The sequence below is a fragment of the Pseudoduganella sp. LjRoot289 genome, from assembly GCF_964252925.1.
GTDB lineage: Bacteria > Pseudomonadota > Gammaproteobacteria > Burkholderiales > Burkholderiaceae_D > Rugamonas.
In genome coordinates, this window is record NZ_CAXUPN020000001.1 from 812625 (window position 1) to 835696 (window position 23072).

The following is a 23072-nucleotide window of genomic DNA, read 5'->3' on the forward strand; positions in this document are numbered from 1 at the left end:
CCTGGCGCAACTCAAGGTTGTACGATGACATACAACTAGGGGCCTGATGGAGATCAGGGCCGGATACTACAACCAGAAAAGTGATTCCTATGAACCTGAGTGAGCCCGTCAGCCAGCAAACCGTTGGCAAATACCGGTGGACCATCTGCGCCTTGCTGTTCTTCGCCACCACCGTCAATTATCTCGACCGCCAGGTCCTGAGTCTGCTGGCGCCGGACCTGTCCAAGGAATTCGGCTGGTCCAATAGCGACTACGCCAATATCACCGCCGTGTTCCAGTTCGTGTACGCGATCGCCATGCTGTTCGCCGGCCGCGTGGTCGACAAGATCGGCACCAAGCAGGCTTACATCCTGGCCATCGTCATCTGGTCCTTAGGCGCCGTCATGCACGCCTACTCGGTGCCGATGGGCGAGGGCATCGCTAAGGTGCTGGGCGCGGTCGGCTTCGCCGCCATCCCGGTATCGATTGCCGGCTTCATGCTGTCGCGCGCCGTGCTGGCGATCGGCGAGGCGGGCAACTTCCCGGCCGCCATCAAGACCACCGCCGAATATTTCCCGCGCAAGGAGCGTTCCTTCGCCACCGGCATCTTCAACTCCGGCGCCAACGTGGGCGCCATCCTGGCCCCGCTGACGGTGCCATGGATCGCCATCAACTGGGGCTGGCAGTCGGCCTTCATCGTCATCGGCGCGGTCGGCTTCCTGTGGATGCTGGCGTGGCAGTTCTTCTATGACGCGCCGGACCAGCAGCGCCGCCTGTCGGCCGGCGAACTGGCCTACATCCGCAGCGACGCCGTCGCCACGCCGACCACGCCGCCGGCCGGCAAGACCTCGTGGTTCCAGCTGCTGGGCTACCGCCAGACCTGGGCTTTCGTGTTCGGCAAATTCATGACCGACGGCGTGTGGTGGTTCTTCCTGTTCTGGCTGCCGAAATACCTGTCGGTGCAGTACGGCATGGGCAAGGAAGCCATCGTCGTGCCGCTGGCTGTCCTTTACAGCATGACCATGGTGGGCAGTATCGGCGGCGGCTGGTTCCCGGCCTACTTCATGAACAAGGGCATGCACGCCTACGACGGGCGCATGAAAGCCATGCTGGTGATCGCGCTGTTCCCGCTGGTGGTGCTGCTGGCGCAACCGTTGGGCTACATCAGCTTCTGGGTGCCGGTGCTGCTGATCGGCGTGGGCGCCTCGGCGCATCAGGCATGGTCGGCCAACATCTTCACCACCGTGTCGGACATGTTCCCGCAGAAATCTGTCGCCTCCGTGGTCGGCATCGGGGGCATGGCCGGCGGCCTGGGCGGCGTGGCCGTGTCCAAGGCCGGCGGCTGGCTGTTCGACTACTACGGCGCGCTGGGCCAGATCCAGACCGGCTACATGATCATGTTCTCCTTCTGCGCCGTGGCTTATCTGCTGGCCTGGAGCGTGATGAAAACGCTAGTGCCGAAGCACAAGGAAATCACGGACCTGTGAGTTTGCCCGCGGCCCGACGTAAGCGGAAGTTTTCCGCGATGAGGGCCGCGTCCTCGTCGGCCCTGGAAATTTGCGCCGGCGTCAGGCCTTCCTTCAGGAAGGAAAACAGGCTGGCACTGTACGGTCCGGCGCCGTTCTCCCCCGGGTTCTGCTGCCGGTAGATGCGCTCCATCGCGGCGTTGTAGGTATAGGCCAGGCGCGCATCCTTAGGCACAGAGTACATGCCGCTCATGTGCGCAGTCCATAGCGTGTGCAAACTGGTCAGGTCCCCCTGCGCGGCTTCCGTGCTGAGCTGCGCCAGCGCCAGCCGCTTCCACTCCACCACCAGCGGGTCGTCCGGCCGGGTTTCCAGTGCGCTTGGGTCGCCGAACGGTCCTGCCATCAGGAATCCGCTGCTCGCGCCCGGTACCCCGGCCTTGGCCGCGATGGCCAGATAATCAATGCGCGAGCGCCGCATTGGTTCCGTCAGGCTGGCACAAAGCTTGGCCTCGGCTTGTTTTTCCGCATCGGACATCTCGCGCTGCTCGGGGAAGTGGAAAAAGGGGACGGCTCCGAGCTGCTGGAACGTGATGCACTCGAGGATCAGATTGTGCGCTTTGTAAGCGTCGTTCGGATCGCGCGTGGCGATCAGCGCATCGACTTGCCGGTTCAGCGCTACAGGATCGGCTGCGTGGGCTGTGCCGTTGGCAAGAGGGGCACCGGCGGCGCCTGTCCATCCGTCCTTGGCCTGTGATGGGGCCTGTATGCTTTGAGCGGGCGTTGGTGTTGGCGCCACAGGCCCGGCATACCAAGTGCCTGCGGCCCATATGGCGATCGCCGCGGCAATAGCAGTGATCGAGATGCGCAATGCCAGCTTCGGATTGGCCATGGCGGGGGGCTCAGCTTCCCAGTTCGGCGAGTCTGGCCCGCAGCAGATCCCGCACCAGGTCCCGGTCGATTTCCCAATCGACAGGAATCTGGAAGCAGTTCTTGAATACCACGTACTTCCCCAGCCTTTCCTTGAAATCTTCCATGACCCAAGTGCTCCACGGGGAAAAAGTCAGGTGCTTTTTGTAGGCGGCAAGGCCAAGCACATATTTCCCGTTGAGGTGTATGGTGGGCACGTTCCACGAGATCCTCGATTCCAGCGCCGGGAATTGGGCAAGGACGAACTCGATGATGGACTTGAGGGTCTTTGCTTTAACGGGATCCAGGGAGGACAAATAGTCTTCTACCGAATCGAAAGCGCGTTGGGGCACTCGCAGCTCCTTCAAAATGATTAGCTTGCTGACATTGCAATATGCTAACCCAGAAAGCGACCATGCCGTATTCAAGTAAGCTTGCGCCGCGCTGGCTGCTTAGTGTTCCAGGGTGAAACTCACGCGCAGCGGAAATTCCTGCTCGCAGGGCTGGCCGCTGCATAGCGCGGGTTTGTATTTTTCCAGCATCATCAGCGTTGCCACCACCTTGGTCATTTCCGGATCGGGCGACTTGTAGACCTTCACCCCGGTGCCGTTACCCTGCGGATCGACGATGACTGCAATGTCGAGCTCGCCCTGCGCCTGCAATTTGCCCTGCACGGTGGACAGGGCTTTGAATATCGTCTTGTAGCCGCGTAGCGGGAACGGCGGTTCGTCGTCCGGCCCCATGCGTTCGTACACGCCACGCACGATGGCCTTGTCCTCCGCCGATAGCTGGGCATACGGCTTGTCGTAGGGCAGGCGGAAGACGGCGGCGTCGCGCTTGATGTTCGTGCCGACGTGCGCTTCCTCGGCCTTCATCCTGTAGACGGGCTTCCCGTCCGGCGCTTGCGCCGAAGCGGACTGGGACATGGCGGCAGCCAGCGCCAGTATCAATATCGGGGTGTAGCGCATGTGTATATGCTCCGGATGGTCGAAGCGTGTTTATACAGGATGCGCCTTCCCAAAAGACTCACGCATTCTCACGCGGACGCCAAATCCTCCGGGCCGCCGACGATGACGCAGTCGCGGCCGGACTTCTTGGCCACGTACAGCGCGCGGTCGGCCGCGCCGAGCAGGGCGGCGGCATCGTTCAGGCGTGCCTTGCAAAAGCTGGCCACGCCGATGCTGAGCGTGACGTGCGGATGCACCGCCGCCGGCGCGTGCGGCAGGTCGAGCGAGGCGATACGGGAGCGGATCGCCTCGGCCACCAGCTGCGCCTGCGGCAGGTCGGTGTCGGGCAGCACGGCCGCGAATTCTTCGCCGCCGTAACGCGCGGCCAGGTCGGCCGGGCGCTGCAAGGTGGCGGCGAAGGCTTCGGCCACCAGGGTCAGGCAGGCGTCGCCCTGCTGATGGCCGAAATGGTCGTTGTAGGCTTTGAAGGAGTCGATGTCCATCAGCAGCAGCGACAGCGGGCTGTCGTTGCGGGTGGCGCGTTTCAGCTCGCGGCTCAGCGCCACGTCGAAGTGGCGCCGGTTGGCGATGCCGGTCAGCCCGTCGACGTAGGATTGCGCGCGCAACGCTTCGGCCTGGCCGCGCAACTGCTTCTCGCGGCCCACGGTGCTGCTCACGTTGCTCACTTCGATCAGGCAGTATTTCTCCTTGCCCTCGGTGAACGGCGTCACGGCCACCGCCTGCTCCATGCGCTCGCCGCCCCAGGTGCCGGATGGGTAGAGCGGAAAGGGGGCGCGGTTCAGGCCGTGCGGCAGGCTGGCCGCCGTGCCGCTCTGCAGCGCGCTGTGCACTGCCTGCTCCAGGCGCTGGCCGCGCAGTTCCTCGAACTGTTCGAACAGGTCGACGCCTTGCACCCGGCTGGCCGACAGGCCGGAATGGCTGGCCATCCACTGGTTCCACAGCACGATGCGGTGCCTGGAATCGATCACCGCCAACCCTAAATTTGCCAGGCCGACTACGCGGCCCCACAGCATGGACAGGGGCGCGGCCGTGGTGGCGGCGGACGACGGGCGGTGTAGGGTATTTTCTGGCATGCCGAATTATAGCGACAAGTGTTTGATAGCCTGAAAGTTTCCGCCGCATCCTGCTGCTCGGCCTGCGCCACGGAAGTCGGGAAATCCTTACGTGCGATAGGGATTTCCTGATGTTTTCGTATGGAATTTATTGTTATATTGTGAATATTGAGTAAGTGTTTACCTAGCCTGTGAGTAAAATCTGAGTGAATGAACGGCAGGATAAGCCAGGGCAACTGAACGCCAGCAATGGGAGCGGCCCGGCCAGGACCATGACCAAGCGGAGGATCGACGATATCTTGACGCTGATCAGGGAATTCCAGGCTCGCAATGGCGGGAAATTTCCCACGATAAAGTCGCCATTCCCTCGGGCCAACGGTAGCTGGAACGCCATCGATGGCGCGCTGCGCAGGGACGCCATCGTTCAATGTCAGCATTTCGTGCAGTTGAAGGCGGCGCTGCGGCGGCGCGGCCTGACGCCGACCCTGGCGCGCCTGGACCCGTCGTACACCGCTCCGCGCACGCTGAAACGGCGCTTCGCGGACATCCTCCGGATTGTCAGGCAGTCCAGCGCGCAGCACGGCGGCCGGTTCCCGCTGAGGACCGACCCGTTCGAGGTGCGTGGACATATGGATACCTGGATCGCCATCGACAGTGCCCTGGTGGATGGCGCCATAGTGGAATGTCCGCTCTGGACGGCGCATCGCGGCAAGATGGTGCAGCTTGGCGTTATGCCCTCGCTGGCGTCGCTGAGTCCGCATTACCAGCCGGTCCGGCGCCAGCGGCGCTCGATCGCCTCGATCAAGGCGGCGATCGTCGCCCATATGACGGAGAATGCGGGTCAAACACCAAGCCAGCGCGCACGCTTTCCCACCGGTGCGAGGCAGGACTCATGGAAGGCGATCTGCAAAGCCCTGCGCTCGGGCACCATCGAGCATGATACGGATAGCGCCGACTTTCACGGGCGGCTTGAACTGTTGATGCAAAAGCCCTCCTTGTTTACGCTCATAGGATGCTACCGCAATGCGTTGCAGGATGCGTTCGAGCTGGCCGGTCCTGTCGAGCCCGGGGCACGCCCGGTTCCACGTCCTCCGCCGAGGCCAGCCCGCGTTGCAAAAAAACCTGTGCAATTCGGGGCGGTCGTCGCGCAGCTGTTCGGTTCATCTATCGCGGCAGGCGAGGGGGCCGATACCGTATCCAGCAATCACCGCCCGGCCAGGACCTTGACGCGTTCCAAACCCTGATAGCTCATGGGGGGCAATTCAGGCTAGGCCATCACTTTCATGGTGATCTGGAATAGCAGGCCGCCGCCTTCGCGGTTCTTTACCTGCAGCTCGGCGCCGTGGCGCAGCAGCACTCGGTCGACGATGGCCAGGCCCAGGCCCGCGCCGTTGGCCTGGCCGCGCGCGCTGTCGAGCCGCGTGAACGGTTTCAGCAGTTGCTCGATCTGGTCGTCCGGCACGCCGGGGCCGTGGTCCTGCACCTCTATGGTCACGCGCTTGAAGGTGTGCATGCCCTTCACGCTGCATTTGATGTCGATCTCGGTGTAGTTCGTGTCCGGCGTCTTGCCGTAGCGGCGGGCGTTTTCGATCAGGTTGTTCAGCACCCGCTTCAGGTCCGTGGGATTGCCCAGCACCGTCGCGTTGTCTGTGATGTCGGTGCTCACGCGCACGTCCGGCAGGCGGCTCGCCTCGTGCGCGGTATCGGCCAGCAGCGCCGTCATGTCGACCGTGGTGAAGCTGGACGTTTCGGTCGGCTTGGCGTAATCGAGGAATTGGCCGATGATGGCGTCCATCTGGTCTATGTCGGACTGGATGCCCTCGCGCGCGTCGTCCGGCAGCTTGGCCATCTCCACTTCCAGCTGCATGCGCGCCAGCGGTGTGCGCAGGTCGTGCGAGATGCCTGCCAGGATCACCGCGCGGTCGGACTCTACTTGCTGCAGGTCTTCCACCATCTGGTTGAAGCTGCGGTTGGCCTGGATGATTTCAGCCGGGCCTTTCTCCGGCAGCTTGTCGGGGCGGCGTCCTTCGGCCAGTTCGCGCGTGGCGGCGGTCAGGCGCGCCAATGGCCGGTTGACCAGGCTGGAAATCAGCGCCGCACCGAGCAGCGAGGCGACCGACACCACGCTGGCCCAGCCCAGCCACTGCACCCCGCTCATGCCCTCGATGCGTTCGCGTTCCAGCATCAGCCAATAGCGGTCCTCGCCGATATTGAAACTGACCCAGAAGCCGGGCATGCCGTTCACGCCGGACGAGAAGCGCGTCCCCGGCCCCAGCTTGGCCTTGACCAGCGCCTCGATCTGGGGCATCAGCGCGTTGTCCGGCGGCGGCTCGACTTCGTCGTCGTCCTCCAGCGTGAACACGCGGATGCCCTCGTTCGACACCAGTTCGAACAGCAATTCGCGCCGCAGTTCGGGCGCCGAGTGGGTGAGGGCGGCGTGGGTGATGGTCACCACCGAGATCACCTGGGCGGAAATTTGCTGCACCTGCGGCTCGCGCTGGACCATGCTGACCAGGCCGACCCAGGCCGACATGCTGAGCGTGGTGAGCACGCCCATCAGCGCGAAGGTGCGCCAGAACAGGCCGCTCTTGAGCCAGGACCAGTGGAAATAGCGGGATAGTTTCATGCGGACGCTAACGTGCTGCGCCCTAGCGCGGCTGGCCCTCCGGGATGAAGACATAGCCCAAGCCCCACACGGTCTGGATGTACAGCGGGCTCGACGGGTCCGGCTCGATCAGCTTGCGCAGGCGGGAAATCTGCACATCCAGGCTGCGGTCGAACACTTCGTATTCGCGGCCGCGCGCCAGTTCCATCAGCTTCTCGCGCGACAGCGGCTGGCGCGCATGGCGCGCGAACACTTTAAGCACCGAGAATTCGCCGGTGGTCAGCGGCACCGTTTCGCCGTTCTTCTTCAGCGTGCGCGTGCCCAGGTCCAGCACGAAGTGGCCGAACTCGAAAGTCTGCGGGGTTTCCGACGGCGCGCCCGGGATCTCGTCCGGCTGCTTGCGGCGCAGCACCGCGCCGATGCGCGCCACCAGTTCGCGCGGGTTGAACGGCTTGGGCAGGTAGTCGTCGGCGCCCATTTCCAGGCCGACGATGCGGTCCACGTCCTCGCCCTTGGCGGTCAGCATGATGATGGGGGTCTGGTCGCCGGCGCCGCGCAGGCGGCGGCAGATCGACAGGCCGTCCTCGCCCGGCAGCATCAGGTCCAGCACCAGCAGGTCGTAGCGTTCGCGCAGCCACAGTTTGTTCATCGCCGTGGCGTTCTCGGCGGTGATGACGCTGAAGCCCTGTTCGGTCAAATAGCGGCGCAGCAGATCGCGCAGGCGGACGTCGTCGTCCACCACCATGATCTTGGCTTGATGGCCGCCGTGGTTGGCGTTGCCGGAAGTGTTGCTGGAATCAGTCGAAGTCATAGTTGTCAATGCTGTCAGAATTGTCTTAATTATGTTGCTATGGTAACGTCATATTCGCCGCTGGCAAACGTCCGTTCCAACCCATTACAAACTGTTACAAACTTTACCCAATTGGTCTTACCCCAGGAGGGAAATGTCCATACACTGGTTGCTATGGCAGTAAAGCTAAGAAGGAAGACCATGAATAAGCACTCCGACAAACTGAACGCGGCGCCCCTGGCGTCCATGCTGGTCCGCGTCTCCGTGGGAGCGCTGGCCATGGGGACGGCTGCGGCCATCTTGCTGGGCGCTACCTTGCCCGCCCATGCCTACGGTCCCGAGCCGCAGCGCAAGGAAGAACGCGATCCGCGCCAGCTGCAGCCGCGCCAGGAGCGTAGTGCCGAACGCGACCCGCGCTCCTTCGAGGCCCGTTCCGAGGAGCATCGCCGCATGCTTCAGGATAGCACCAACAATGCCGAAGTGTCGCGCCGGGTCGGCCGTATGACCGCCGACGAGCGCCGCGACCTGCGCCGCCAGATCAACGAGGCCGGCCAGGAAGTCTACGCCATCCCCCCAAAACGCTGAGTTCGCCAGCCCGCCTGGACCGCGGATTCATGCGCGTCCCGCCCGGTTTAACGTTGATGTAGCGCAATGCTTGATACTGGCGTAGCATTAGCGCATCATCCCGCCGAAAATTCCCTGTTTTTCTTAGCTTGCGTGTAACATTGATTCCTTGCAAGAATGCCGGCCCGGGTGTGTCACACTGCGCCGGCATTTGCCGTTAGCCGGGAGGAGAGTTTGTGGTAGACAAAGTTGCTGAAGCCGCTGCTACAGTGTTGCCCCATGGCGTGATGCAACGCCCGGACGGCGTTTATCTGGACGCGTCCTTGCAGGGGCCGGTTTTCGTCGCGGCGATCAACGTGATCTTCCAGGCCGGGGCCTTCCTGGCCGGGCTGGACTACGCCGTCTTCATCAAGGCCCTCTACAACGTCGGCCCGCCGCTGCCGCCCGCCCGTCCCGGCGAGGCGCTGATACGCATCGCCGACGCCATCGTCCGCTTCGCCCCCGAGCGCCGCGCGCTGTACCGCGCCGTCAAGCTGGGCAAGGGGATCGCCGAATACGTGTTCGAGCCGCTGTTCCTGGAAGCGATGGAACTGCCGGACGGCACCCTGATCCCCGAACGCCCCGTCAAACTCGACTTCGACGAATTCGTCGCCGACATGTGGGTCAAGGGCATACGCTTCGGCATCGAAGAGAGCGCCGTCAGGGCCGGGATCGGCGCCGCGCGCGGCGAACGCAGCACGGTGGCACGCAGGCTGGAACCGGAAGAGAGCATCGACGCGCACGTGGTCGAAGTGTCGCAGGACCTGCGCCGCAGCGACGCACCGCGCGAGAAGGCCGACGGCCGGGTCGACCTGAACAGCTTCCAGAACCGCTTCCCGCAGATCAAGCAAGGCATGCGCTTGCTGCAGAAGGTGCCCGGCCAGACCGGCGCGCAGGGCTTGGAACTGAGCGGCACGGTACTGCTGGCGCAGCCCCCCGGCGACCTCGATTTCCGCCGCTGGGTGGGCGACGGCACCTTGATCGAGCGCTCTCCCGAGGGCGAGTTCCTGGTGGCGGTGCAGAACGGTTTCCTCGACGTGGACACGAAGAGCGGCAAGATCGCCGTGCGCGACAAGATCGTCAGCCGCGAAGGCGTGAGCGGGCGCACCACGGGCAACCTGGAGCTGGCCGGCGCTTTCGAGGAATTCGGCGACGTGCAGGAAATGCGCGCGGTCGACGGCAGCGACATCACCATCCACGGCAATGTGTTCGGCAACATCAACTCCACCGGCGGCACCATCGTGCTGGGTTCCAACCTGGTGGGCGGCAGCGCCTACAACGTCAAGGGCGGCATCCGCATCAAGGGCGTGGCTTCCGGATCGACCATCCATACGCGCGATGGCACGATCAAGATCGCAGGCCGCGCCGAGAGCTGCGTCATCGTGGGCACCCGGGTGGAGATCGAGGAAGCCTCGAACTGCGAGATCCTGGCCGACGAAGTCAAGATAGGCCTGGCCGAAGGCTGCGCGGTGGCCGCGCGCAAGATCGATATCGAAAGCGCCGGCCCGCGCAAACAGAGCGAAATGCTGGTGCTGGTGCAGGTGCCCGACATGGGGCCGCTCAACGCCGAGATCGCCGACCTGAACGCCAAGATCGACGCGCTCGAGCAACTGCGCCTGCAGTTCCAGCAGGAGGCCGAGCAGATCACAGCCATTCCCCAGGTGCGCGGCTACATGACGCTGACCGCGCAGATGCGCAAGGGCGAACTGGTGCTGACGGCGGAACAGGCGCCGCAGCTGAAGAAGATGGCGGCCGCCGTCGAGCCGCAGTTGAAGACCGTGGGCCATTTGCTGCAGAAGATGAAGGCGGCCGAGTCGCAGCAGATGGTGCGGCGCGGGCAGATCGAGGAACTGCGCAAGCAGAAGCAGGCCTCGTCCGGCCTGGCCTCGTGCAAGATACAGATGGTGTCCGGCGACACGCTGGTGCGCAGCATGCCCCTCAAGGCCGATGCGCTGCCGGCCAGCCAGATGGCGCCCAAGGACGGCAAGACCTTCCTGCGCGGACCGCACGTGGGCTACGAGAGCCTGTTCGCCGAATCCATGGGTTCGCTGGACTGGGTCTATAGCGCCGATCAGGATTAAGGGAGACGCTGTGCCGAACGACGTACAGGCCGCCGACCTTCCAGCGGAAGGCGAGCCTTCAGCCATCGTCAAGCGCGCGGACGGCGTCTACTTCAAGGCCGGCGCAGCGGCCGCGGCGTGCCAGGCCGGCGTCAACCAGTTCTTCCTGGCGGGGGCTTATTTCGCAGGCCTCGATTACGCGGTCTTCATCCGCGTGCTGTACAACGCCGGCGCCGAGTTGCCGGACAATCTCAAGAGCCAGCCCCTGGTGCGCTTCGCCGACAGCGTGGAGCCTTTCCACGCGCAGCGGCGCGAGCTGTACAAGGCGGTGCGCATCGTCAACGGCGAGGCGGAATATTATTTCGAACCGGTGTTTTTCATGACGCCGGACCTGCCGCCGCAGCCGGCCCGCCTGAACTTCGACGAGTTCGTGGCCGACATGTGGGTCAAGGGTATCCGCTTCGGCATCGACGCGCCTGCCGTCAAGGCCATCATCGCCACCGGGCGTGTGGAACGGCTGATCGCGGCGCGCAAGCTGAACGCCGCGCCGGGGCGCGACGCGGCCATCGTCGAGGTATCGCAGAGCATCCACCGCAGCAACGCGCCGCGCGAAATGGCCAACGGCCGTTTCGACCTGCACACCTTCCAGAACCGTTTCCCGCAGGTGCAGCCGCACGTCAAGCTGCTCAAGAAGGTGCCGGGCACGCCTGGCCTGCGCGGCTACGAGCTGTCCGGCATTCCGCTGGAACCGGCCGCGCCCAAGGACATCGACCTGGCCGCCATGGCCGGTCCCGGAACGCTGATCGAGCAGTCGGGCGGCGTCGAGTACCTGGTGTCGGCGGTCGAGGGTTTCATCAGCGTCGACGGCAGCAAGAAGATTTCGATCGGGCCCAAGATCATCAGCCGCGAAGGCGTCAGCGTGCGTACCACCGGCAACCTGCAGTTGACCGGCGAGTACGAGGAATTCGGCGAGGTGCAGGAGCAGCGCGTGGTCGAGGGCGGCAACATCACCATCCATGGCGACGTGTTCGGCAACATCGTTTCGCGCGGCGGCAATATCGCGCTGCAGCGCAACCTGGTGGGCGGCACCGCCATCAACGCCGGCGGCAACGTGCAGGTCAAGGGCGTGGCCTCCGGCTCGCTGATCCAGACCAAGCTGGGCGAGGTGGTGCTGGGACGGGCGGAGAGCTGCATCATTTCCGGCACGCGGGTGGTGATCGGCGAGGCGTCGAACTGCGAGATCATCGCCGACGAGGTGTTGATCAAGACGGCCGAAGGCTGCGCCATCGCCGCGCGCCGCATCGAGGTGGAAAACGCCGGCCCGCGGCGGCAGACCGAAATGCTGCTGTTCCCCATGGTGCCGGACACCAGCAAATATGACCTGCAGATCGCCGAGCACAAGGAGCGGGCCGGCCGCTACGGCGCGCAGGCGCAGCGTTTCAAGACCGAGATCGACGACATCACTAGCGAGCCGGAACTGCGCAACTACCTGACCCTGGCCACCAAGGTGCGCAAGCAGGAGGTGGCGCTGACGCCGGAGCAGCTCACGCTGTTCCAGAAGATGGCGGTGTCGGTGGGCCCGGCGCTGCGGTCGGTGGGCAAGCTTTCGCTCAGTGCCAAGGAGGCGCAGGCGCAGCAGGCGGTGGCGCTGGAGCAGGCGGCGCTGGTGCAGCGGCAAAAGGAGACGGTGATAGGCCATGGCCGCTGCACGGTGCGGGCGGTGACCGGCGAGACACTGGTGCGGGTGATGAAATTCAACCCGGACCTGGGCGCCCTGTACGACCGCACGCCGAAAGAGATCAAGACACGGCTGCGCGGCAGCACATCCGACGGGGCGGCCATCTTCAGCGGCAGCAGCGGTTCGGTGGACTGGGCCGCCGGCGGGCCGGCGCAATCAAGCACATGATTCGGTAACGCTGCCCTACATCTCGACTTTTCCGCGCAGTTTCTTGACCGTGGCGTCCTTGGTTTTACCGTCCAGGCGCTTGCGCTGGGAGCTGCGGGTGGGGCGGGTGGCGCGGCGCGGCTTGGCCAGCACGGCCACGCCGTCGACCAGCTCCTGCAGGCGTCGCAGCGCATCTTCCTTGTTCGCTTCCAGGCTGCGCGACTGCTGCGCCTTCAGCACCACCACCCCGTCCTTGGTGATGCGGCTGTCGCGCAGCGCGAGCAGGCGCTCCTTGATCGCCTCCGGCAGCGACGACGCCGCGACGTCGTAGCGTACGTGGACGGCGTTCGAAACCTTGTTGACGTTCTGTCCGCCCGGCCCTTGCGCGCGGATCGCGGTGAATTCGACTTCGCCGGGATGGATGCTGACGCTCACCGCTGGTCCACGCTCATGTCCAGGCCGGCGTCCGTGCCCAGCCCTTGCCCGGCCAGGATAGCCAGTTTGCTCCGATGGTCGCCCAGCGACAGCACGCGGCCCATGGCCGACAGGGATGCGCCTTTGCCCAGCGTGTCCAGCTCGCGGATGGCTTGCGTGATCGCCGGCGGGAAGTGCCATTCCTGCGCGATGCCGGCCGAGATCCGGCGCGCGTCGCGCAGCAGCCTGGCGCAGAACATCGGGCTGCCGAGGTCTTTGGCGGCCCCTGCCTCCTGGTCCATCATGCGCAGCGATACCAGCAGGCCGGCGTTCTGCACCAGGCCCGCCAGGAAAGCGTCGAACGCGGCCACGCCGAGCTGCTGCGCCAGCACGCGGTTGGCGACGGCGCAGCGCTCGGACTGCTCCCAGATGCGCGGCGCCAGCAGCTTGGTGTAGTGGCCGGAGTTGAGGTCGATGATGGGCTTGAAGGCCACCGTGGTGATCAGCTGGCGCAAGCCTTCCTGGCCGATCACGATGACTGCGTGCTCGACGCTGTCGATGGCCTGCGCGCCGGGCGGCATGGCGCCGTTGGCGAGGCGGATCACGGCGGCCACCAGCACCACGTCGTTCGAGATCTTGCGGGCGATGTCGGCGCCGGCGAAGGTGTCGCTGCGCAGGCTTTGCAGCAGTTGCGGTATCAGGCCGGGCATGCGCCGCACCAGCTCCGCGCCGGAGCTGGGCGAACCGGCGATGCCGGACAGCGTCTGCAAAATGCGGTTCTCGGCGTCGCTCGTTTCCAGGCTCTCTTCCTGCGCGGCGCCAAACAGCCAGCGGTTGTAGCTGCTGTTGACCAGGTCTTTCTGATCGAAGCTGGGCGCGGCAGGCAGCGCGGCACCTGCCAGTCCCGGTCCCTCGCCGCCTACTTGGGACGGCACTGGAGCGGGTGCAGTGGCCAGTGCGGGGGCAAGTGCGGGGCCAGGCGGCGGGGCGAGTGTTGGGGCGGGTACGGTTGCGGCGGGTACGGTTGCTGCGGGGCGTGCGGCTGCCGCCGGGGCGGGCACGGGCGCCGCCTCTTGCGGCGCGGCGCCGCTTATCAAACGCTTGAGCCAGTGGTACATAGGGATTGCTTTCAGATCGGAGGAGGGCGCGCGTCGCGTCCCATTGTAACGGGTTCTCCCTCGTTTGCAATCCGCCAATGTTGGGCAGGAAATGTTACGTCGGAAACGTTGACTGGAATCAACACCCGGCCGGACAGCGCCGGGTAGGATGGTGAACGCGTGACCCACCGTGAAAGGATCATTATGCAATCCTCAACTTCGCCAGGCGCGGCCGATGCCGGCCTGCGCCAGTACCTGAGCTTCCGCCTGGGCGGACTGGAATATGCGCTGGACTACGCCAACGTGCAGGAGTTGCGGCCGCTGACGGAGCTGGAGCGCTTCTCGTCGGACGGGCAGATCATCAGCGGCGTGGCGGTGTCGCGCGGCGTGATCATGCCCATCGTCGACATGCGCATCGCCTTCGGCCCGCGTCCGCCGGTGCACGATCCGCGCACGGACGTGATCATACTTAAACTGTCGGATTGTGTGATGGGCATGGTGACCGATGGCGTGACCGATATCGTCTCGCTGTCCGGGGACAGCATACAGCCCATGCCCGGCATGGCGGCGAACGTGGACTACCTGCTTGGCGTGGGGCATACCCAGGCCGGCAGGCGGCTGATCGTGGTCGATATCGACAAGCTGATGTCCATCCGGCGCGCCACCTTCAGCGTGCCGCGCGCCAGCCTGTCCGTGCACGGATGAGAGAAGGGCGGCCCTGCCTGGCGCCGCCCTGAAGCGAGCTCGCGGCTCAGGCGCCGCGCCTGGGCAGGCGGCGCGCCACGGCCAGTCCCAGCAGGGATACGCCGATCAGGAAGGGTGTGCCTGGCTCTGGGACGCGGGTGGTGGTGTCGCTTATATTGCACTGGCTGCAGATCCACAGTTGCTCATTGCCTGCGTTGACGCTCAGATAGCGCAGGTCGATCGACAAAATATCGGAGTCGTTGCCGTTTTTCACAGCATCGTTCAGGTCTTTGTTGTAAGCGGCGAAGTCTGCACCGGCGGTACTGATGTTGTTGACCACCCAGTAGTCGCCAGCCGCACAACCGTTTGAGTTTCCAGTTGGACTAGGATAGGCGAGGCCGGTGGTCGCGCTCACGCAGAAATCGCTGACAGCATCCACATAGTCGGAGTCCGAAGTGGGGGCGGTAGCGGTGCCGCAGCCCCCCGTCCTGGTGCTGACTTCAAAGCAGGCATCGGCGGAGTTGTCAGTGTGCTTGATACGGGCTTGGCCCCAAATTTTAATGCTTTGCGCCGTGTTCCCGGTCTGGTTGTTATCGAACAGGAAGACCAGCTCATTGTTGCCGAGGTAGGCTTTGAGCAAGCCCAGGCTGATATCCCAGCGGTCAGCCAGGTCGCCTGTGAATTGGCCGCCTGCATCGTTCAGTCCGAAGGATCCGGCAGCCAGCTCTTTGCTCTGCAAGGAATCGTCGACCAGGGGATGGGGAGAGTTGTTGGGGTATGGCCAGGGCGTATTGAAGTTATCCACCTGGTTGCCCATGGCTCCGGTCAAAATAACGGCTTGGTCGTCGATTTGTCCTGGGCTGGAATCCGGGGGGAGTTCACCCGAAGTTGGCTGACAGAGCGGGTTGGAAGCGCATTGTGACAGCAGGTTCATCGAATAAACGCTGAAATCATTGTACGCGGTCGCTGTGACGCTGTTAATTCCTGGTAGCGTTAATACGGTCGCGTGCGCTGCGCCTGCGGATAATATGCAGGCTAATAGCGCTACGCGGGAAAACTTTATGACATTCATGGTCTTCTCCATCAGGACAGGTTGGGGGGCTGATGTATGTAATGCATAAGCCGTGCCTGTAGGAGTAATCCTAGGAAAATCATCAACTTGCAAGTCGCAAAAATTTCTTATTCGAAAAACATGTAAGGTTTATCGACATTGAGTAGCTGAAACATTGTAACTTTAGCCGGTGTTCCTCAGCCCGGCCGCCACGCCGTTGATGGACAGGTGGATGCCCCGGTGCACGCGCTCGTCGACCTTGCCCGGCTCGTGCGCGACCGAGCGATGGCGCTTGATCAGTTCCACCTGCAGGTGGTTCAGCGGGTCGAGATAGGCAAAGCGGTTCTGGATCGAGCGCGCCAGCAGCGGATTGCCGGCCAGCCGCTCGGTGGCGCCGGTGATGCTCTCCAGGCAGGCCAGCGTGCTCGCATGCTCCTCGGTGATGCGCCTGAAGATGCGCGCGCGCAGCTCGGCGTCCTGCACCAGCAGCGAGTAGCGTGAGGCGATCGCCAGGTCGGTCTTGGCCAGCACCATGTCCATGTTCGATAGCAGCGTGGCGAAGAAGGGCCAGTGCTGGTACATCTCGCGCAGCTGCGCCAGGCGCTGCTCGTGCTGGCCTTCGGCCTCGCCGTCGGCGATCCAGGCGCCGATGGCGCTGCCGAAGCCGTACCAGCCGGGCAGCAGCAGCCGGCACTGGCCCCACGAGAAGCCCCACGGTATCGCCCGCAAGTCTTCGATGCGGCGGGTCGATTTGCGCGAGGCCGGGCGCGAGCCGAGGTTCAGTTCGGCGATTTCGGCGATCGGCGTGGCCGAGAAGAAGTAGTCCGTGAAGCCGGGCGTTTCGTAGACCAGGTCGCGGTAGGCCTTGTAGGCGCGGTCGGAGATCTCGGCCATCACGCTCTCGTATTGGGCCAGCTGCGCGCGCTGCGCACTGTCGGCCGCCGGCGGCATCAGGCTCGCCTCCAGCGTGGCCGCCACCAGCAGCTCCAGGTTGCGGCGCCCGATTTCGGCATTGGAGAACTTGGAGGCGATGATTTCGCCCTGTTCGGTCAGGCGGATCTGGCCGTTGACCGTGCCCTTGGGCTGGGCCAGGATGGCTTCGTAGCTCGGGCCGCCGCCCCTGCCCACCGTGCCGCCCCGGCCATGGAACAGGCGCAGCTTGACGCCGGCCCTGGCGAACACCTCCACCAGCCCCAGCTCGGCCTTGTACAGCTCCCAGTTCGAGGTCAGGAAGCCGCCGTCCTTGTTGGAGTCGGAATAGCCCAGCATGACCTCCTGCAGCTGGCCCTGCGCGGCGATCGCCTGCCGCACCAGCGGCAGCGCCATCAGGCGCTCCATGATGCCGGCCGCGCGCTGCAGGTCGGGGATGGTTTCGAACAGCGGGATTACCATCAGGTCCAGCGACGCGGTGCCGTCCGGGGCGCGGCGCAGCAGGCCGGTCTCCTGCTGCAGCACCAGCACTTCGAGCAGGTCGGACACGGTCTCGGTGTGCGAGATGATGTAGTTGCGGATGGCGCGCGCGCCGTAGCGCTGGCGGATCTCGCGCGCGGCGCGCAGGATGGCCAGCTCGGAACCGGTTTCCTCGCTGTAGTCGAGATACGGCGAGTACAGCAGGCGTGGCTGGGACAGCTCGGCCAGCAGCAGCTGCACTTTGGCGTCTTCGTCCAGGCCCGGGTAGTCGGCCGCCACGCCGGCCTTGGCGAACAGCTCGGCCAGCACGCGCTGGTGGATGTCCGAGGTCTGGCGCATGTCCAGCGAGGCCAGGTGGAAGCCGAAGATGTCGGCCGCGCGCTTGAGCGTGGCCAGGCGAGGCTTGATCAGCACCTCACCGTGGTTGGCCTTGAGCGAATCGACCAGGATCTGCAGGTCGGCGGAGAACTCGGCCGCGCTGGCGTAGGGCTCGGCGTGCCCGACCTCCTTGCGCAGGATGTTGGTCGCGCCCAGCGCGCGCGCGCTGCTGGCCAGGCGCGCGTAGATGCCGATCAGCGCGCGGCGGTAGGGTTCGTCGCTGCGGTGGTCCGAGGTGTCGGTGGAGTTGTCGGCCAGCAGTTGCAGCGCGGGCGTGCACGCCACCATCAAGGTCGACACCGACAGCTCGGCGCCCAGGGTGTGCGTTTCGTCCAGGTAGAAGTCGAGGATGGTGGTGGCCTGGCGCGTCAGCGCGTGGCGCATGGTGTCGGCGTTGACGTTGGGATTGCCGTCGCGGTCCCCGCCTATCCAGCTGCCCATCTGCACGTAGGGCGCAGCGATGGCCTGCGGGACGGCGTCGCCGTACTGCGCGGCGATGTCGGCCTCGATGTCGTCGTACAAGCCCGGCAATTCGCGCAGGAAGGTGATGCGGTAGTAGGACAGCGCGTTTTCGATCTCGTCGGCCACCGTCAGCCTGGAATAGCGCAGCATGCGGGTTTGCCACAAGGTGGCCACGCGCGCGCGCAGCAGATGCAGGTTGGCGGCGCGTTCCTTCGGCGTCAGCGGCAGGTCGCGCTCGGCCAGCAGGCGCGCGATGTCGTGCTCGGCATCGAGGATGGATTTGCGCTGCACCTCGGTCGGGTGGGCCGTCAGCACCGGCGAAATCAGCGCATCCTGGAAGAAGGCGGCCACGGTGTCCTCGCCCACGCCGGCGTCCTTGAGCTTGCCCAGCGCGAAGCTGACGCTGCCTTGCTGCGGCGCCGAGCCGGCCAGCAGGTGGGCGCGGCGGCGGCGGATGTGGTGCTGGTCCTCGGCGATATTGGCCAGGTGGGAAAAGTAGGAGAAGGCGCGCACCACGGAGATGGTCTGCTCGCGCGTGAGGATCTTCAGCATGCCGTCCAGTTCCTTGGCGGCGCCGGCGTCGGCCTCGCGGCGGAAGCGCACGGCGGTCTGGCGTATGGTCTCGACCACGGCGAACACGTCCTCGCCTTCCTGGTCGCGCAGCACGTCGCCGAGCAGGCGGCCGAGCAGGCGGATATCTTCCTTCAGCGGCGCATCCTTGTCCGCGCCGGCTTGCTGGCCGTGTTGTTCGGTGTTTTGTTCGCTGGGCAGTACGTTCTGTTCGAGCATGGTTATACGCCGTAAGTATGGTTCTGCTTCAGGGCGCGCATGATAAACTAGCGGTCTTCATCATACGCACGTGTAATAAGGAAAGAACTGGCTTTGAAAACTTCCGAACTGGCGCAAGAAATTCCGACCCGTCCAACCCGTCCAACCCGACTGGTGATCGCCTCGCGCGAAAGCCGCCTTGCCATGTGGCAGGCGGAGCACGTGCGCGCCCGCCTGGCGTCCTTGTATCCACAGTGTAGCGTAGAAATTCTGGGCATGACCACGCGCGGCGACCAGATCCTGGACCGCACCTTGTCCAAGGTCGGCGGCAAGGGCCTGTTCGTCAAGGAACTGGAAGTGGCCATGGCCGAAGGCCGCGCCGACCTGGCCGTGCACTCGCTCAAGGATGTGCCGATGGAGCTGCCGGAAGGCTTTGCGCTGGCCGCCGTGCTGGAACGCGAAGACCCGCGCGACGCCTTCGTCTCCAATGACTACGCCTCGCTGGACGAACTGCCGGCCGGCGCCGTGGTCGGCACCAGCAGCCTGCGCCGCCAGTCGCTGATCGCGGCGCGCTATCCGCACCTGGTCATCAAGCCGCTGCGCGGCAACCTCGATACCCGCATGGGCAAGCTCGACCGCGGCGACTACGCGGCCATCATCCTGGCCGCCGCGGGCCTGAAGCGGCTTGGCCTGCCGCAGCGCATCCGCGCGCTGCTCGAGCCGGAAACCAGCTTGCCGGCGGCCGGGCAGGGCGCGATGGCGATTGAAATCGCCGAGCGCAGCGACGGCCTGGACCTGATGCGTCTGCTGGCGCCGCTGAACCACCTGCCGACCTTTCTTGCCGTGACGGCCGAGCGCAAGGTGTCGAAAGTGTTCGGCGGCAGCTGCCAGGTGCCGCTGGCCGCCTACGCCATCGTGGACGGCGAGGACATGCACTTGCGCGCCATGGTCGCCACGCCGGACGGCGCGCGCATGGCCCGCGCCGAGGTGCGCGGCAAGGCCGCCAGCGCCGAACAACTGGGCCAGGACGTGGCCGAGCTGCTGCGCCAACAGGACGCCGTGGCCATCCTCGCGTCCTGCCTGGCCGACGCCGCCGCTGCCGATGCCGCCGCAGGCGGCGCCAACCCGCAGGCGGTGCCGTCGGGTGTGGTGCAGCCGGGCAGCCCCGGGGATGCCGCCAACGCCAAGCCGGGCGAGCCGACCAGCGGACCTGCCGGCGTCTGACGACCGGCCCGCCCCGCACCGGATGCCCGACACTGTCATCATCACGCGCCCCCTGGCGCAGGCGCAGCCGCTGGCCGCGCGCGTGGCCGCGCTCGGCCGCCCGGTCGAGGTGCTGCCCCTGCTGGAGATCTCGCCGCTGGCCGACGACGCCCAGCTGCGCGCCACGCTGGCGCAACTGGCCGGCTACGCGCTGGTGGCCTTCGTCTCGCCGAACGCCATCGACGCCGCCTTCGCCCATATCGCGGCCTGGCCGGCGGGGGTGACGGCGGCCGTGGTGGGCGAGGGCAGCCGCGCCGCGCTGGCCGCGCACGGCGTCACCGACGCCAACGCCCACATCGCCAGCCCGTCCAATCCTGCCCACGCCGACACCGAACACCTGCTGCAGGCGCTCGACCTGAAGGCGCTGCGCGGCGCGCGCGTGCTGATCGTGCGCGGCGAGAGCGGCCGCGAACTGATGGGCGACGCCTTCCGCGCGGCCGGCGCCGACGTCACCGTGGTGGCGGCCTACCGGCGCAGCACGCCGCAGCTCACGCCGGCGCTGGCGGCCACGCTGGAGCGCCTGCTGGGACAGCCGGCCGACTGGGTCATCACCAGCTCGGAAGCGCTGCGGGGCCTGCTGCAACTGGCGGGGCAGCTCAAGAATAGCGCCGAGTCCGTTGTAAAGTTGCAACAACAGCATTTAATTGTCCCCCACGCCCGTATTGCCCAAACGGCAAACGGGCTGGGATTCCACCGCATTACGCAGACAGGATCAGGCGACGAACGCCTGCTGGCCGCGTTACAATCACGTCCATGAACGATTTGCCTACCTTACCCGATTCCTCAGCGCAGCCAGATGGTGCGGCGGACAAAGCGGTGGCTGCTACCGCCGCCGCTGCCGCGCCGGCCGCCACGGCGTCCGCTCCCGCCGCTCCCGCCGCTCCCGCCAGCCCCGCTGTCACCGACACCCTGCAACGCCCGCTGACGATAGCCGTCATCGTGCTCGGCATCCTGCTGGGCGCGCAGACCTGGTCGTCGCACAACCAGGTGCGCAACCTGCGCGAAGAAATGGCGCGCCGCCTGCAGAAGGGCGACCTGGTCAACACCGAGACGGGCAGCCTGGTGCGCGCCGTGCAGGAAACCGCCAAGGAACTGCAGATCAAGGTCGGCATGCTGGAGAACCGCCAGAGCGAAGCCCAAAGCCAGCAACTGGCGCTCGAGCAGCTGTACCAGGACTTGTCCAAGAACCGCGACGAGTGGGCGCTGGCCGAGATCGAGCAAGTGCTGTCGACCGCCAGCCAGCAGCTGCAGCTGGCCGGCAACGTGCCGGGCGCGCTGATCGCGCTGCAGAACGCCGACCGCAGCCTGTCGCGTTCGGACAAGCCGCAATTCATCACCATCCGCCGCGCCATCGCCAAGGACCTGGACAAGCTGAAGGCGCTGCCGAGCGTGGACTCGGTCGGCCTCGCGCTGCGCCTCGACAACGTGATGGCGCAGGTCGACACGCTGCCGATGCTGGCCGACGAGAAGCCGACCCTGCCGGCCGCGCCGGAAAAGAAGAGCCAGGCCGCCAAGCCCGCCGCCAAGGGGGCCAAGGGCAAGGACGGCGCCGCGCCGCCGGCCGAGGAGGGCAACCAGTGGCTGGCCCAGGCCGGCGACGTGTGGAACCGCTGGAGCAGCGAAATGTGGACCGACGTGCGCCAGCTGATCCGCGTGCGCAGCGTGAACACCCCGGACGCGTTGATGCTTTCGCCGAGCCAGGCCTACTTCCTGCGCGAGAACCTGAAGCTGCGCCTGTTGAACGCCCGCATGGCGCTGTTGTCGCGCAACGAGACCGCCTTCCGCAGCGATCTGATCGCCGCGCAGGAAGCGCTGACCAAGTACTTCGACACCCGCGCCAAGTCGACCCTGACCGTGCAAGCCTTGCTGCGCCAGGTCCAGAGCAGCAACCTGGCGATCGAAATGCCGACGCTGGCCGACAGCCTGAACGCCGTGCGCAACTACAAAGCGAAGCCCTAAGCCATGCGTTTATTCCTCTGGTTACTCGCATTGATGGCAGCGGCCATCGGCGTCGCCGTGACGGCGCGCTTCAATCCGGGCAATGTGGTGCTGTTCTATCCGCCGCACCGCATCGACCTGTCCCTGAACCTGTTCGTGGTGATGATGCTGGCGCTGTTCGCGCTGCTCTACCTGCTGATCGGCGCCTTCCGCAGCACCTTGCAGATGCCGGGCCGCGTGGCGGCCTACCGCCTGCGCAAGCGTGAGCGCGACGGCAACAAGGGCTTGCGCGACGCGCTCAAGGCCTTGTTCGAGGGCCGCTTCGGCCACGCCGAGAAAGCCGCGCTGCGCGCCGCCGAGCTGCCCGAGAACGCCGGCGTGGCCGCGCTGATCGGCGCGCGCGCCGCGCACCGCATGCGCCAGCACCACCGGCGCGACAACTGGCTGGCCTCGACCGCGGGCGACAGTTCCCTGAAGACCGCGCGCCTGATGACGATGACGGAACTGCTGGTCGACGACCACCAGCCGGAAGCGGCGCTGGAAGCGGTGCGCGAACTGAACGCCAGCGGCACGCGCCACATCCACGCGCTGCAATGGTCGCTCAAAGCGCAGCAGCAGGCCAAGAACTGGCCGGAAGTGCTGCGCCTGGTGCGTTCGCTCGACAAGCACAAGGCGCTGCACCCGGCGCTGTCCTCGCGCCTGCGCGAGCTGGCTTACGAGGATTTGCTGACCGACCAGTCGCACGACGCCGAATCGGTGCAGCGGGTCTGGTCCACGATACCGGCGGCCGACCGCGTCAAGCCTTATGTGGCCTGCCGCGCCGCCGCCGCCATGAACGGGCGCGGCCTGCACGACGCCGCGCGCCTGGTGGCCGAGGAAGCGCTGGCCGCCAACTGGGACGACCGCGTGGTGCGCGCCTACCGCGACGCGGCCGCGCCGGCCGGCACGCCGGCCTTGCTGGCGCAGATCGAGCATTGCGAACGCTGGATGCAGGACCGCCCGGCCGACGCCGAGCTGGCGCTGACCCTGGGCTCGCTGTGCCTGAAGCAAAAGCTGTGGGGCAAGGCCCAGCGCTACCTCGAGCTGGCCCTGTCGGACGCCGAGGATGCGGCCATGGTGCGCGAGTCGCACCTGAAGCTGGCGCAGATGCACGAGGCGCTGGGGCAGGCCGAGGAAGCGGCCAGCCACTACCGCCAGTGCGCGCTGGCCACCATGCTGTAACACCCGGCTAGCCCGTCCCAGCGACGGGCTTTTTTTTCGCCGCGTTTCTGCTGCGGCGCACAAGTGCTGCCC

Annotated in this window: 20 protein-coding genes; 10 read left to right on the forward strand and 10 right to left on the reverse strand. The window is 65.7% G+C overall.

All coding sequences use genetic code 11. From position 1 onward, the window contains the following. The first annotated feature begins 89 nt into the window (after window positions 1-89). The gene (locus tag ACSQ8Y_RS03615) at window positions 90-1466 is read left to right on the forward strand and encodes an MFS transporter (RefSeq protein ID WP_436265093.1); all 1377 of its coding nucleotides are present in this window, start codon (window positions 90-92) and stop codon (window positions 1464-1466) included. Here the strand turns inward: ACSQ8Y_RS03615 and ACSQ8Y_RS03620 are convergent. The 4 genes from ACSQ8Y_RS03620 to ACSQ8Y_RS03635 all read right to left on the reverse strand — a co-directional run bounded on the left by ACSQ8Y_RS03620 (window position 1453) and on the right by ACSQ8Y_RS03635 (window position 4392). Beyond that, complete coding sequence (locus ACSQ8Y_RS03620) at window positions 1453-2334, reverse strand: hypothetical protein (RefSeq protein ID WP_436265094.1); 882 nt, start codon at window positions 2332-2334, stop codon at window positions 1453-1455. The two genes, ACSQ8Y_RS03615 and ACSQ8Y_RS03620, sit on opposite strands and share 14 nt — an antisense overlap. A gap of 10 nt (window positions 2335-2344) precedes the next feature. After that, window positions 2345-2704 carry an iron chaperone gene (locus ACSQ8Y_RS03625; protein ID WP_436265095.1) on the reverse strand — a complete coding sequence of 120 codons (360 nt, stop codon included), beginning with the start codon at window positions 2702-2704 and terminating at the stop codon, window positions 2345-2347. Window positions 2705-2803: 99 nt separating this feature from the next. Then, window positions 2804-3319: an energy transducer TonB gene (locus ACSQ8Y_RS03630; RefSeq protein ID WP_436265096.1), complete on the reverse strand. Its 516-nt coding sequence runs from the start codon at window positions 3317-3319 to the stop codon at window positions 2804-2806. A 68-nt stretch (window positions 3320-3387) separates the two neighbouring features. Further along, entirely contained in the window at window positions 3388-4392 is a 1005-nt protein-coding gene (locus tag ACSQ8Y_RS03635) for a diguanylate cyclase domain-containing protein (protein ID WP_436265097.1), read from the reverse strand. A 251-nt stretch (window positions 4393-4643) separates the two neighbouring features. On the opposite strand from ACSQ8Y_RS03635, the gene ACSQ8Y_RS03640 reads away from it, so the two are divergent. Continuing rightward, on the forward strand, window positions 4644-5615 hold the full coding sequence (locus tag ACSQ8Y_RS03640; RefSeq protein ID WP_436265098.1) for a hypothetical protein: 972 nt from the start codon (window positions 4644-4646) through the stop codon (window positions 5613-5615). 23 nt (window positions 5616-5638) lie between these two features. Here ACSQ8Y_RS03640 and ACSQ8Y_RS03645 read toward each other — a convergent pair whose 3' ends face one another. Both ACSQ8Y_RS03645 and ompR read right to left on the reverse strand, forming a co-directional pair. Continuing rightward, entirely contained in the window at window positions 5639-6997 is a 1359-nt protein-coding gene (locus tag ACSQ8Y_RS03645) for an ATP-binding protein (RefSeq protein ID WP_436265099.1), read from the reverse strand. 22 nt (window positions 6998-7019) lie between these two features. Next, window positions 7020-7787: an osmolarity response regulator transcription factor OmpR gene (ompR, locus tag ACSQ8Y_RS03650; protein WP_436265100.1), complete on the reverse strand. Its 768-nt coding sequence runs from the start codon at window positions 7785-7787 to the stop codon at window positions 7020-7022. 180 nt (window positions 7788-7967) lie between these two features. On the opposite strand from ompR, the gene ACSQ8Y_RS03655 reads away from it, so the two are divergent. The 3 genes from ACSQ8Y_RS03655 (at window position 7968) to ACSQ8Y_RS03665 (ending at window position 12335) form a co-directional block, all read left to right on the forward strand. After that, window positions 7968-8351, forward strand: a complete 384-nt coding sequence (locus tag ACSQ8Y_RS03655; RefSeq protein WP_436265101.1) for a hypothetical protein — start codon at window positions 7968-7970, stop codon at window positions 8349-8351. A gap of 215 nt (window positions 8352-8566) precedes the next feature. Further along, window positions 8567-10450: a flagellar assembly protein A gene (locus tag ACSQ8Y_RS03660; protein ID WP_436265102.1), complete on the forward strand. Its 1884-nt coding sequence runs from the start codon at window positions 8567-8569 to the stop codon at window positions 10448-10450. Between the two features lie 10 nt (window positions 10451-10460). After that, window positions 10461-12335: a flagellar assembly protein A gene (locus tag ACSQ8Y_RS03665; RefSeq protein WP_436265103.1), complete on the forward strand. Its 1875-nt coding sequence runs from the start codon at window positions 10461-10463 to the stop codon at window positions 12333-12335. Window positions 12336-12350: 15 nt separating this feature from the next. Here ACSQ8Y_RS03665 and arfB read toward each other — a convergent pair whose 3' ends face one another. Next, window positions 12351-12749 (reverse strand): alternative ribosome rescue aminoacyl-tRNA hydrolase ArfB, encoded by a 399-nt coding sequence (gene arfB / locus ACSQ8Y_RS03670; RefSeq protein WP_436265104.1) that lies wholly within the window; start codon window positions 12747-12749, stop codon window positions 12351-12353. Then, window positions 12746-13663, reverse strand: a complete 918-nt coding sequence (locus ACSQ8Y_RS03675; RefSeq protein ID WP_436265105.1) for an HDOD domain-containing protein — start codon at window positions 13661-13663, stop codon at window positions 12746-12748. The genes arfB and ACSQ8Y_RS03675 overlap by 4 nt, the downstream gene beginning before the upstream one ends. A gap of 366 nt (window positions 13664-14029) precedes the next feature. Here ACSQ8Y_RS03675 and ACSQ8Y_RS03680 point away from each other — a divergent pair, with 366 nt between their 5' ends. After that, window positions 14030-14530, forward strand: coding sequence for a chemotaxis protein CheW (locus tag ACSQ8Y_RS03680; RefSeq protein ID WP_436265106.1), 501 nt, complete (start codon window positions 14030-14032; stop codon window positions 14528-14530). A gap of 46 nt (window positions 14531-14576) precedes the next feature. On the opposite strand, the gene ACSQ8Y_RS03685 is transcribed toward ACSQ8Y_RS03680, so the two are convergent. Both ACSQ8Y_RS03685 and ppc read right to left on the reverse strand, forming a co-directional pair. Continuing rightward, the gene (locus ACSQ8Y_RS03685) at window positions 14577-15581 is read right to left on the reverse strand and encodes a PEP-CTERM sorting domain-containing protein (RefSeq protein WP_436265107.1); all 1005 of its coding nucleotides are present in this window, start codon (window positions 15579-15581) and stop codon (window positions 14577-14579) included. Window positions 15582-15743: 162 nt separating this feature from the next. Beyond that, the gene (gene ppc, locus ACSQ8Y_RS03690; RefSeq protein WP_436265108.1) at window positions 15744-18599 is read right to left on the reverse strand and encodes a phosphoenolpyruvate carboxylase; all 2856 of its coding nucleotides are present in this window, start codon (window positions 18597-18599) and stop codon (window positions 15744-15746) included. A 93-nt stretch (window positions 18600-18692) separates the two neighbouring features. On the opposite strand from ppc, the gene hemC reads away from it, so the two are divergent. From hemC to ACSQ8Y_RS03710, 4 genes are read left to right on the forward strand one after another with little or no spacing between them, the layout of a single operon-like run. After that, window positions 18693-19802, forward strand: a complete 1110-nt coding sequence (gene hemC / locus ACSQ8Y_RS03695) for a hydroxymethylbilane synthase (protein WP_436265109.1) — start codon at window positions 18693-18695, stop codon at window positions 19800-19802. Between the two features lie 22 nt (window positions 19803-19824). Next, on the forward strand, window positions 19825-20598 hold the full coding sequence (locus tag ACSQ8Y_RS03700; RefSeq protein WP_436265110.1) for a uroporphyrinogen-III synthase: 774 nt from the start codon (window positions 19825-19827) through the stop codon (window positions 20596-20598). Then, window positions 20595-21800 (forward strand): uroporphyrinogen-III C-methyltransferase, encoded by a 1206-nt coding sequence (locus ACSQ8Y_RS03705; protein ID WP_436265111.1) that lies wholly within the window; start codon window positions 20595-20597, stop codon window positions 21798-21800. The genes ACSQ8Y_RS03700 and ACSQ8Y_RS03705 overlap by 4 nt, the downstream gene beginning before the upstream one ends. A gap of 3 nt (window positions 21801-21803) precedes the next feature. Continuing rightward, window positions 21804-23000, forward strand: a complete 1197-nt coding sequence (locus ACSQ8Y_RS03710; protein ID WP_436265112.1) for a heme biosynthesis protein HemY — start codon at window positions 21804-21806, stop codon at window positions 22998-23000. Window positions 23001-23072 lie beyond the last annotated feature (72 nt).